At 71.0% G+C, this 11,346-nt stretch carries 9 protein-coding genes; 8 read left to right on the plus strand and 1 reads right to left on the minus strand.

Annotated features, from left to right (window positions below; translation table 11 throughout):
* Positions 1-329 precede the first annotated feature (329 nt).
* The 8 genes from ACZ6C6_RS32805 (at position 330) to ACZ6C6_RS32840 (ending at position 10,904) form a co-directional block, all read left to right on the plus strand.
* The gene (locus ACZ6C6_RS32805; RefSeq protein WP_469208184.1) at positions 330-4,091 is read left to right on the plus strand and encodes a sensor histidine kinase; all 3,762 of its coding nucleotides are present in this window, start codon (positions 330-332) and stop codon (positions 4,089-4,091) included.
* A 9-nt stretch (positions 4,092-4,100) separates the two neighbouring features.
* The gene (locus ACZ6C6_RS32810; protein WP_006127850.1) at positions 4,101-4,514 is read left to right on the plus strand and encodes a roadblock/LC7 domain-containing protein; all 414 of its coding nucleotides are present in this window, start codon (positions 4,101-4,103) and stop codon (positions 4,512-4,514) included.
* A gap of 127 nt (positions 4,515-4,641) precedes the next feature.
* The gene (locus tag ACZ6C6_RS32815) at positions 4,642-5,049 is read left to right on the plus strand and encodes a DUF742 domain-containing protein (protein WP_018521347.1); all 408 of its coding nucleotides are present in this window, start codon (positions 4,642-4,644) and stop codon (positions 5,047-5,049) included.
* The gene (locus ACZ6C6_RS32820) at positions 5,030-5,614 is read left to right on the plus strand and encodes a GTP-binding protein (protein ID WP_383745723.1); all 585 of its coding nucleotides are present in this window, start codon (positions 5,030-5,032) and stop codon (positions 5,612-5,614) included. Before ACZ6C6_RS32815 ends, ACZ6C6_RS32820 begins: the two co-directional genes overlap by 20 nt.
* A gap of 346 nt (positions 5,615-5,960) precedes the next feature.
* Complete coding sequence (locus ACZ6C6_RS32825) at positions 5,961-9,167, plus strand: nitrate- and nitrite sensing domain-containing protein (RefSeq protein WP_469208187.1); 3,207 nt, start codon at positions 5,961-5,963, stop codon at positions 9,165-9,167.
* Between the two features lie 10 nt (positions 9,168-9,177).
* Positions 9,178-9,591 carry a roadblock/LC7 domain-containing protein gene (locus tag ACZ6C6_RS32830; protein ID WP_018102439.1) on the plus strand — a complete coding sequence of 138 codons (414 nt, stop codon included), beginning with the start codon at positions 9,178-9,180 and terminating at the stop codon, positions 9,589-9,591.
* A gap of 97 nt (positions 9,592-9,688) precedes the next feature.
* Positions 9,689-10,342, plus strand: a complete 654-nt coding sequence (locus ACZ6C6_RS32835; RefSeq protein ID WP_469208189.1) for a DUF742 domain-containing protein — start codon at positions 9,689-9,691, stop codon at positions 10,340-10,342.
* Complete coding sequence (locus tag ACZ6C6_RS32840; RefSeq protein WP_014048542.1) at positions 10,323-10,904, plus strand: GTP-binding protein; 582 nt, start codon at positions 10,323-10,325, stop codon at positions 10,902-10,904. The genes ACZ6C6_RS32835 and ACZ6C6_RS32840 overlap by 20 nt, the downstream gene beginning before the upstream one ends.
* Positions 10,905-11,033: 129 nt before the next feature.
* Here ACZ6C6_RS32840 and ACZ6C6_RS32845 read toward each other — a convergent pair whose 3' ends face one another.
* Complete coding sequence (locus ACZ6C6_RS32845) at positions 11,034-11,234, minus strand: acyl-CoA carboxylase subunit epsilon (RefSeq protein ID WP_469208191.1); 201 nt, start codon at positions 11,232-11,234, stop codon at positions 11,034-11,036.
* Between the last annotated feature and the right edge of the window lie 112 nt (positions 11,235-11,346).

An 11,346-nucleotide genomic window follows, 5' to 3' on the forward strand; every position in this document is an offset into this window, starting at 1 on the left:
CCCCTTCCCCCGTTCGAACTCACCCCCAATGGTCCGGAATGTCCGCGAACCGCCCCCACCGCTTGTTACACGTCCATCACACCGTGTCACGCAGGTCACAGCCCGGTACCTGGCCCTTGTTGGAGATCCGGCACTGTGCTGAAATTCCACGCACCGCCGCGGTTTCAAGCCGGCGCGCAGGGGGCGCAACGCAGCGCCGAGTGGCGGCGGGAAGGGGAAGAGCGCCGGTCACTCAACGACCACCATGGGGCGGGACAACGCCCCACCACGCCGACACCGTTTTCTCCGTTCACGACGGAGGAACGCCTGGTCCAGAGGTTGCGACGCTAGTGCAGGGACGTTTCAAGAGGGATGGCAGCGCTGCGGCGGAACAGGAGCCGCGCGGCGGGACCGACCGCGGTTCCTCGCCCCAGCACGCCCAGAACCCCGGATCGGCCGCGGCCGATGACCAGGGCGACCGCGACCGGCGCCCCGGCGCCGCACCGGCCGGCGGCGAGCCCGAGCAGGCCGCCGCGCCCAAGCCCCGGGGCCCCGTCAACACGGGCTCGCGGGTAGCTCTCCGCAACTGGCGCATCAGCACCCGCCTGGTGTCCCTGCTCGCCCTCCCCGTGGTCGCCGCGACCACGCTGGGTGGTCTGCGCATCAACGACTCCCTGAACGACATCCAGCAGCTGGAGCACATGCAGCTGCTGACCGAGATGACGAAGCAGGCGACCTCGCTGGCGCAGGCGCTCCAGGAGGAGCGCGACCAGACGGCCGGTCCGCTGTCGAACAACGTGCCCGCGACCGACTTCAAGATCACCACGCCCCGGGAGAAGACCGACAAGGCGCAGCTGGCGTTCCTCGCGAGCACCAGCGAGATCGGCGACACCGCCGGTGACGACACGCTGGAGAGCATCCACACCAGCATCCAGCAGATCGCCACGCGGCTCAGCTCCATCCGCGACACCCGCAAGCACGCGTATGAGAAGGGCAGTCCGGCCCTCCAGACGGTCGACGCCTACAGCCAGCTGATCACCTCGCTGCTGAGCCTGTCCCAGGACATGGCCCAGGCGACCAGCAGCCCCGAGATGATCAAGCGGACCCGTGCGCTGGCGGCGTTCTCCTCCGCCAAGGAGTACGCCTCGATCCAGCGCGCGATCATCGCCGCCGCGCTGCCCACCAGCGACGAGATGAAGCCCGACCTCGACCGCAACGACCAGCAGTTCGGCCTGGCAGCCCGGAGCAAGGAGCAGGCGGCCCGTACGTCGTTCGAGGCGATCTACACCTCCACCGGCAACGACGCCTCCGAGCTGACCTCGACGCTGGACGAGGGCAACCCGGACATCAAGGCCGCGGACACGTACGCGCAGAAGCTCCTGGAGAACCCGCTCGCCATGGGCGGCTCCAAGGCCCGCCGCTCGTACATGAACTGGTATGACCAGGACACCACCAAGCTCAACACCATGAAGCGCATCGAGGAGACCCTCCTCAGCGACATGGAGGGCAAGGCGCGCGAACTGCGCGAGGAGTCCCAGCGCGAGGCGATCATCTCCGGTGCGCTGATCCTGCTGGTGCTCGGTGTCTCGCTGGTCGGCGCCTTCGTCGTCGCCCGGTCCATGATCCGCTCGCTGCGCCGGCTCCAGGACACCGCGACCCGCGTCGCCCAGGACCGTCTGCCCGAGCTGGTCAAGCAGCTCTCCGAGTCCGACCCGCAGGACGTCGACACCTCGGTCGAGTCCGTCGGTGTGCACTCCCGTGACGAGATCGGCAAGGTGGCCGCGGCCTTCGACGACGTGCACCGCGAGGCGGTCCGTCTCGCCGCCGAGCAGGCCCTTCTGCGGGGCAACGTCAACGCGATGTTCACCAACCTCTCGCGCCGCTCGCAGGGCCTCATCCAGCGCCAGCTGTCGCTCATCTCCGAGCTGGAGTCGCGCGAGGCCGACCCGGACCAGCTCTCCTCGCTCTTCAAGCTCGACCACCTCGCGACCCGTATGCGCCGGAACGGCGAGAACCTCCTCGTCCTCGCCGGTGAGGAGCCGGGCCGCCGGTGGACCCGCCCCGTGCCGCTGGTCGACGTGCTCCGCGCCGCCGCGTCCGAGGTGGAGCAGTACGAGCGCATCGAACTGGCCGCGGTGCCCGCCACCGAGGTCGCGGGCCGGGTCGTCAACGACCTCGTGCACCTGCTCGCCGAGCTGCTGGAGAACGCCACCTCGTTCTCCTCGCCGCAGACGAAGGTCCGGGTCACCGGCCACGCCCTGCCCGACGGCCGGGTGCTCGTCGAGATCCACGACACCGGCATCGGGCTCTCCCCGGAGGACCTGGCGGCGATCAACGAGCGGCTCGCCTCGCCGCCCACCGTGGACGTCTCGGTCTCCCGCCGCATGGGCCTGTTCGTGGTCGGCCGGCTCTCCCTGCGCCACGGCATCCGCATCCAGCTGCGCCCCTCGGACTCCGGCGGCACCACGGCGCTGGTCATGCTCCCGGTGGACGTCGCGCACGGCGGCCGGCAGCCGGCCCCGAAGCAGGCGCCCGGTCAGCAGTCCCCCGGCGGCCTGCTCTCCGGCGGCAACGAGGCCCAGGCGGGACGCCCCGCCGCGGGCCCCGCTCCCCAGCGCGGCCAGGTCGGCGCCGGCTCCGGTCCCCGGGCCGCGCTGCCCGCCCGCGACGGCAACCGCCCGCAGAACCCGCAGGGCGGACCCGGCGCGCAGGACTCGGCGTTCCAGAACCCGCAGGGCCGCCCGGCCCAGGACGGCCCCCGTCAGGGCGGCGGCCTGGCCGGTGCGTTCGGCGGGGCCCGGCTCGGCGCCCGGGGTCAGGGCGACGGCGGTACGGACACGAACCGGCCCAGCCTCTTCGACCAGCGGCGTCCCGAGCAGAACGGCCCCGCCGCTCCGCAGGCCCCGCAGCCCCAGCAGGCCCGGTTCGACCAGCCCGGCCAGGGCGGCCAGCCCGGCCAGGGCGAGCGCAACGCCTTCGAGCCGCCGCGCGGCCCGGGGCGCGGCGAGCGCCAGCTGCCGCCGGTCGGCGGTCCGCGCGCCGAGCTGCCCGGTGGCTCCCCGGCCCCGAATCAGGGCCAGGGTGGGCCCGGCGGCTTCCCCGCCCCGCAGCGTCCGCAGACGACGAGCTGGGGCACCGACGAGCCGTCCGCGCCCCGGCGCGCCCCGCTCGACGCGCCGCGCGGTCACGAGGAGTCGGAGACCACGGGCCGCTTCCCGCAGCCCCGGGCGCCGCAGCTTCCGGCCGACGACCGCCAGGGGCCCGGCTCCACGGCGGAGTTCGCCCGGCCCGACTTCTCGGCGCCCGCGCCGCACGCGCAGCAGCCCGGTCTGCCGCAGGGCGGCGCACCGCAGCACAACGGATCGCAGCCCGGTCTCCCGCAGCGCGGCGTACCGCAGCACAACGGACCGCAGCACAACGGCGCCTACGGCAACGGCCCGCAGAACCCGGACGTGACGAGCACCTCGCAGTTCGCCCGTCCGGACTTCGGTGCCCCGCAGCAGCCGGCGCCCCAGCAGCGCGACAACCAGGACTTCGGCGCGCCGCGTCCGCCCATGGGCGGCCAGGCACCCGAGGCTCCGTACCGCCCCGTCCTGCCCGAGCAGCCGCAGCAGCCCGAGGCGCTGCCGCCGGCCGGGCCCGGCGACGGCCGCACCCCGCTGTACGACACGCTGGAGACCAACTGGTTCCGCGGTCCGCAGCCCGGTGCCCCGCAACAGCCTCCGGCGGCCCCGGCGCAGGACTTCCCGCGGCAGCCGGCCCAGGAGCCCGTGGCTCCCGCGCCGCAGCGGACCCTCGGCGACAGCGGTGCGCAGAGCGCCTGGCGGGCGTCGCCGAACGATGAGATCGTCCGGCAGGCGGAGCGGGTGAAGAAGCCCGCGGCGGGTGGTATCACCACGTCCGGTCTGCCGCGCCGGGTCCCGCGCGCCAACCTGGTGCCGGGTACCGCCCAGCAGCAGAGCAACCAGTCCGGTCCGCAGGTCTCGCGTGCGCCCGATGATGTGCGCGGGCGTCTGACCAATCTCCGCCGGGGCATCCAGCAGGGGCGTCAGGCGGGCAGCGGTCAGACCGGCAGTTTCCCCCTCGGCCCCACTCACCAGCAGGAGCGTTAGTTGAGCCCGATGAGTCAGGCCGCACAGAATCTGAACTGGCTGATCACCAATTTCGTGGACAACACCCCAGGGGTGTCGCACACGGTGGTGGTCTCGGCGGACGGGCTGCTGCTGGCGATGTCCGAAGGTTTCCCGCGCGACCGCGCCGACCAGCTGGCGGCCGTCGCGTCCGGGCTGACCTCGCTGACGGCCGGCGCCTCCCGGATCTTCGAGGGCGGCGCCGTCAGCCAGACCGTCGTGGAAATGGAGCGGGGTTTCCTGTTCCTGATGTCCATCTCGGACGGCTCCTCGCTGGCCGTGCTGGCCCACCCGGACGCCGACATCGGTCTGGTCGGCTACGAGATGGCCCTGCTGGTGGACCGGGCAGGCACCGTCCTGACCCCGGACCTCCGCGCGGAGCTCCAGGGCAGCCTGCTCCACTAGGCGGCCGTGAACCAGTGACACAGACGATCAACCCGAAAACCAACCCTCGACCGTCCGGCCGCTTACAGCCCCCCACCGGCCCCTTCAGACGGCAAGCCGACACCCTGCTGTCACGCCCGGAGGATTCATGACCCCGCCACCCGCCTCACCCGATCCGTACGGCGCGTCCAGCCACGCGTCGTACGAAGGTGAGGGCGACCAGCCGCTGGTCCGTCCGTACGCCATGACCGGTGGACGCACCCGGCCGCGCTATCAGCTAGCGATAGAAGCACTGGTCAGCACCACGGCCGATCCCGCGCATCTGGGGACCCTGCTTCCCGAGCACCAGCGGATCTGCCATCTGTGCCGCGAGGTCAAGTCGGTGGCCGAGGTCTCGGCCCTGCTGTCGATGCCCCTCGGTGTGGCGCGGATTCTCGTCGCGGACCTGGCGGAAGCCGGCATGGTGGCCATCCACCAGCCGGGCAATGGAGAGGCCGGCGGCGCGCCGGATGTGACACTGCTCGAAAGGGTGCTCAGTGGACTTCGCAAGCTCTAACGGCGGTGCGGCGACCCGGGCCACCACCTCGGCGAAGATCGTCGTGGCCGGTGGGTTCGGCGTGGGCAAGACCACGTTCGTCGGTGCCGTCTCGGAGATCAATCCGCTGCGCACCGAAGCCGTGATGACGTCCGCCTCGGCGGGCATCGACGACCTCACGCACACCGGCGGGAAGACCACCACCACGGTGGCGATGGACTTCGGCCGCATCACCCTGGACCAGGACCTGATCCTGTACCTCTTCGGTACGCCCGGCCAGGACCGCTTCTGGTTCATGTGGGACGACCTGGTACGCGGAGCGATCGGCGCGGTCGTCCTCGTGGACACCCGCCGTCTCGCCGACTGCTTCCCGGCCGTCGACTACTTCGAGAACAGCGGCCTGCCGTTCGTCATCGCCCTGAACGGCTTCGACGGCCACCAGCCGTACACCCCCGACGAGGTGCGCGAAGCGCTTCAGATCGGGCCGGACACGCCGATCCTGACGACGGACGCGCGACACCGGGCGGACGCGAAGAGTGCGCTGATCACGCTCGTCGAGCACGCGCTGATGGCCAGGCTCAAGTAGTCACAAGTCGGAACTGGCATACGGCAGTTACCGTAGTCACACGGGGGCGGGCTGTGTCCTTTGACACGATCCGCCCCCGCATTCATAACGTTTCGAAAGAGAATTGCCCCGCAACCGACACCGGATGCGCACGAACGGTGTCGCTGCGCTCACATGAGCCCCGCCTTTTGGCGGGGCTCGCTCTTTATGCCCGATTTATCTGAGGCGTGAGCCACTCGGAATCGCCCATTCCGACTGTTTGGAACGCGGCCGTCAGCCGTGCTGCAATTCGACCAACTCCCGAGTAGTACGGCCCTGAACAAACCCGGCACAGCGTAGGTGCCGACGCCGAGAGGTTGTTGGTCGAGTGAGGCGTAACAACGAGGGCTCCACGGCGCAGGCGGAGCGGGGCAACTTCACCCCGCCGTCGCGTGCCGCGGCGCCGTCCGCCGACGTGTCCGAAGGGGCACCGGCCGGTGGCAGCACCAGCCGGCTGTCGCCGCGCAACTGGCGGGTGCCCACCCGGCTGAACGCGATCCTCCTGATCCCGGTACTGGTCGGCCTGGTCATGGGCGGCTTCCAGGTGAAGGGGTCCGTCGACACCTGGCAGGAGGCCCAGGACGCGGAGAAGACCGCGCTGATCGTGCGGGCCGCCGCCGAGTACGGGCAGGCGCTGCTCAACGAGCGCGACCTCACCGCGCAGCCGCTGCTGTCGAACAAGCGGGACGACGAGCTCGTCACGCAGACCCGGGCCACCACCGACGCGGCCGCGGAGAAGTTCAACGAGGCCGTCAAGGACATGCCGGCCAAGGAGGGCCTCCAGCGCCGCCTCAAGCTGTTCAAGGTCGAGGAGCCCAAACTCCCGCAGCTGCGCAAGGCGGCCTACACCGCGGCCATGGACCCGGTGAAGACCGAAGAGGGCTACGTCCAGGTCCAGCACTCCCTGATGGAGTTCTGCAACGAGCTGGGCCTCGGCACCGGCAACATCACCAGCTACGGCCGGACCGTCTACGCGATCGAGCTGGCCAAGGCTGCAGAATCGCTTCAGCGCTCCATCGGCATGCACCTCCTGGTCCGTCCCAGCAAGGAGGACGCCAAGTTCAACGACCAGGTCAAGGCGTTCGGCTCGTACAACTACCTGGAGCAGATCGCCCTCGGCGAGTTCACCTCCGGCGGTACGGAGGCCGACGCGGCCCGGCTGCGCAAGGTCATGGGCGCCAAGGCGGCCGAAGGCGCGGCCCAGCTGAAGGACGCCAAGGAGAAGGCGGACGCGGCCGGTGCGCCGTTCGTGGCGCCGCCCTCCATCGACGGCTCGGTCTACGACGGCATGGCCAAGGAGATCGGCCTCGGTAAGGACCCGGAGCAGCTGAAGGCGAAGGGGATCACCGCCGACACCTGGATGTCCGCCGCCACCGCCAAGTTCGACGGCTACACCACGGTCGAGGACGAGCTGGTCGACAAGGCCGTGACCGAGGCGGCGGAGATCTCCTCCGACGCCCGGACCGACGCCATCGTCAACGCGTCGATCGTCATCGTCGCCCTGCTGGCCGCGTTCCTCCTGGCCGGGCTCATGGCCCGCCAGATGAGCCGCTCGATGCGCCGCCTGCGTACGGCCGCCTTCGGGATCGCCGAGCAGCGGCTGCCCTCGCTGGTCGACCAGCTGTCGCGCACCGACCCGGGCCGGGTCGACACCCGCGTGCAGCCGATCCCGATCAACTCGCAGGACGAGATCGGCGAGGTCGCCCGCGCCTTCGACCAGGTGCACCGGGAAGCGGTCCGGCTCGCGGCCGAGCAGGCCATGCTCCGGGGCAACGTCAACGCGATCTTCACCAACCTCTCGCGCCGCAACCAGTCGCTCATCGAGGGCCAGCTGACCCTGATCACCGACCTGGAGAACAACGAGGCCGACCCGGACCAGCTGGAGAGCCTGTTCCGGCTGGACCACCTGGCGACCCGTATGCGCCGGAACGGCGAGAACCTCCTCGTCCTCGCCGGTGAGGAGCCCGGCCGCCGCTGGAACCAGCCGGTGCCGCTGGTGGACGTGTTGCGCGCCGCCTCCTCCGAGGTGGAGTCGTACGAGCGCATCGAGCTCTCCGGCGTCCCGGAGACCGAGATCCACGGCCAGTCCGTCACCGACCTCGTGCACCTGCTCGCCGAGCTCCTGGAGAACGCCACGACGTTCTCCTCGCCGCAGACCAAGGTCCGCGTCACCGCGACCCGGCTGCCCGACGGCCGCGTGATGATCGAGATCCACGACAAGGGCATCGGCCTCACCGCCGAGGACTTCGCCGACATCAACCACAAGCTGGCCAACCCGCCGACGGTGGACGCCGCGGTCTCGCAGCGCATGGGCCTGTTCGTGGTCGGCCGGCTCGCCGACCGGCACGGCATCCGCGTCCAGCTGCGCCCCTCGGGCGAGCAGGCCGGGACGACCTCGCTGGTCATGCTGCCGGACGCGATCACCCACGGTGGCGGCGGCGACGCTCCGGAGCAGGACGACTTCACCGTCTCCTCGATCATCCCGCAGCAGCAGGCGTTCGACGCGCTGCCGCAACAGCCTCAGCTGCGCACAGCCGCCGAACTCGGTTTCGACGACTCGCGTTACGACGAGGGCTCCGCGGACTCCGCCCAGCTCGACCCGGTGGGCCGCTCGCTGATGCGCGAGGAGCGCCGCGCGGCGCTGGAGGCCCAGGCCGCCGGCGGCGAGCGCCAGGCGTTCCCGGAGCAGCCGGCTCAGCAGGCGCAGCCCGAACAGGGCTACGCCGAGGGCACGTACGGCCAGGACGGCTACGCCGGGAACGGCCAGGACGGCTACGCCGCGCAGCAGTACGAGGGCGGCTACGACCCGTACGCCGGGGCCGCCGGCTACCCCGGCCAGCCTGCCTACGACCCCGCCCAGGGCGGCTATCCGGAGGCGGCCTACGCGGCCCCCGAGGCGCCCGTACAGGGCTACGACGAGCAGTACGCCGCCCAGCCCCAGCAGGAAGAGTGGGCAGATCAGGGCACGTACCAGGGCGGGTTCGAGCCGGTCGCCCAGGCGGAACCGGAATCTGCGGTGAGCGCTCCCGCCGAGCCGCAGGAGCGCGTAGGCTTCGAGCGTTCGGGCCCCGTCCCGAACACCGGCCACGATCTGACCGAAGCCGGTCTGCCGCGCCGGGGCGGCCAGCAGCACTGGCAGCCCACCGGCCGCGGGAACGGCCGGCCGGATGGAGCGCAGGAGCGTCCGCAGCAGCACGAACTGCCGCAGCGGCCGGTCCAGGCGCAGCAGGCCGCCGACGGAAACGCCGGAAACGACGGCTCCGACGACTGGCGCTCGGCCAACGACGAGCGCTGGGAGCGGGCCGAGAAGCTCCGGGAGCCGAAGGCGGGCGGGATAACCCCGTCCGGTCTTCCCCGGCGCGTGCCCAAGGCCAACCTGGTCGAGGGCACCGCCGAACAGACCCAGCAGGGCGGCCCCCAGGTCTCCCGCGCTCCGGAAGACGTGCGTGGCAGGCTGAGCAACCTGCGACGCGGTGTCCTCCGGGGACGCAACGCGGGTACGGACACAAGTACTACCTACAACCAGGAGCGTTAGTGTGAGCCCGATGAGCCAGGCGGCGCAGAATCTGAACTGGTTGATCACCAACTTCGTGGACAACACCCCCGGGGTGTCGCACACGGTGGTGGTCTCCGCCGACGGACTCCTGCTGGCGATGTCCGAGGGATTCCCGCGCGACCGCGCGGACCAGCTGGCGGCGGTCGCCTCCGGTCTGACCTCGCTGACCGCCGGTGCCTCACGGATCTTCGAGGGCGGCGCGGTGAACCAGACGGTTGTGGAGATGGAGCGAGGATTCCTCTTCATCATGTCCGTTTCCGACGGGTCCTCCTTGGCCGTTCTCGCACACCCGGATGCCGACATCGGCCTCATCGGGTACGAAATGGCCCTTCTGGTCGACCGCGCGGGCAGCGTTCTGACGCCGGACCTCCGTGCCGAACTTCAGGGAAGTCTTCTTAACTAGTCTTATCCAGTAACCAGACAGTGCGTTTCGCGTCACCGCGCCATAGGGTGCGGTGGCGCGGTCCACTGGATCGGGACCGGCAGGCGGAGGAGGAATCGTGGGTACACCCCCAGGCGGGCACCAGTACGACGGTGACCGGCACGTTTCGGGTGAGCACGGGGACGAACGTTTCAACTTCCCCTCCGCACCCGGCAGACAGGGCGCTCAGCAGCCTCAGCAGCCCTACCCGCCCTACGCGCAGGGCCAGTACGGCCAGGCAGGGCCCGGCTGGCCGCGGCAGGAGCCCCAGCAGCCCGGGCAGCAGCCGCACCATCCCCGGCGTCCGCACCGTCTCGACGGGCCGCAGCAGCAGCCCCGGATCCAGCCGGTGCAGCCGCGGCGCGCTCCCGAGCCGGCGGCTCCGGCCGCGCACAATCCGCTGGTCCGTCCGTACGCCATGACAGGTGGCCGGACCCGACCGCGCTACCAACTCGCCATTGAGGCGTTGGTCAGTACCACGGCTGATCCGTCCCGGCTGCAAGGGCAGTTGCCCGAGCACCAGCGGATCTGCCGGCTGTGCTTCGAGATCAAGTCGGTGGCCGAGATCTCGGCCCTCCTCTCGATCCCCCTCGGCGTTGCCCGGATCCTCGTTGCCGACCTGGCCGAGGCCGGACTCGTCGCTATCCACCAGCCCGGCGGCGACGAGTCCGCCGGCGGCCAGCCAGATGTGACACTGCTCGAAAGGGTGCTCAGTGGACTTCGCAAGCTCTAGCGGCGGAGCGGCCCGCTCCACTACCTCGGCGAAGATCGTGGTGGCAGGGGGCTTCGGCGTGGGTAAGACCACGTTTGTCGGTGCCGTCTCGGAGATCAATCCGCTGCGCACCGAAGCCGTGATGACGTCCGCCTCGGCGGGCATCGACGACCTGACGCACACGGGGGACAAGACCACCACGACGGTGGCGATGGACTTCGGCCGCATCACGCTCGACCAGGACCTGATCCTGTACCTGTTCGGTACGCCCGGCCAGGACCGCTTCTGGTTCATGTGGGACGACCTGGTACGCGGAGCGATCGGCGCGGTCGTCCTCGTGGACACCCGCCGTCTCGCCGACTGCTTCCCGGCCGTCGACTACTTCGAGAACAGCGGCCTGCCGTTCGTCATCGCCCTGAACGGCTTCGACGGCCACCAGCCGTACACCCCCGACGAGGTGCGCGAAGCGCTTCAGATCGGGCCGGACACGCCGATCCTGACGACGGACGCGCGACACCGGGCGGACGCGAAGAGTGCGCTGATCACGCTCGTCGAGCACGCGCTCATGGCGCGCCTGCGGTAGGTGCTCCTGGTACGCCGAGGGCCCCGCACTCCTGTGAGTGCGGGGCCCTCGTGCGTGTGCCGCTCGGCCTGGCGGCCCTGCTCGTCCTCAATCGCCGGACGGGCTCGATTCTGCCCGGCCTCGTGGTTTTCAGCCCTGCCAGCTGTGCGGGGCCCTGAAGCCCGGGGTGCGCTCCAGGCGGCGCCAGCCGGCCGTGTCGCGGACTCGGGTGGGGGCGGCGGGCTGGGCGGCGGCGCGGGCGAGGAGGACGGCGGTGATCGCGGCCAGTTCCTCGGGGTCCGCGAGGCCCTTCTCGACGCGCAGCACGGATTCGGCGGTGGCAGTGGTCATGAGTGGGGTCTCCGTCTTCTACTGCGGGGGGTTGCCGTGCTTGCGGGCCGGCAGGTCGGCGTGCTTGGTGCGGAGCATCGCGAGCGAGGCGATCAGGACCTCGCGCGTCTCG

The sequence above is a fragment of the Streptomyces sp. NPDC041814 genome (assembly GCF_055590565.1).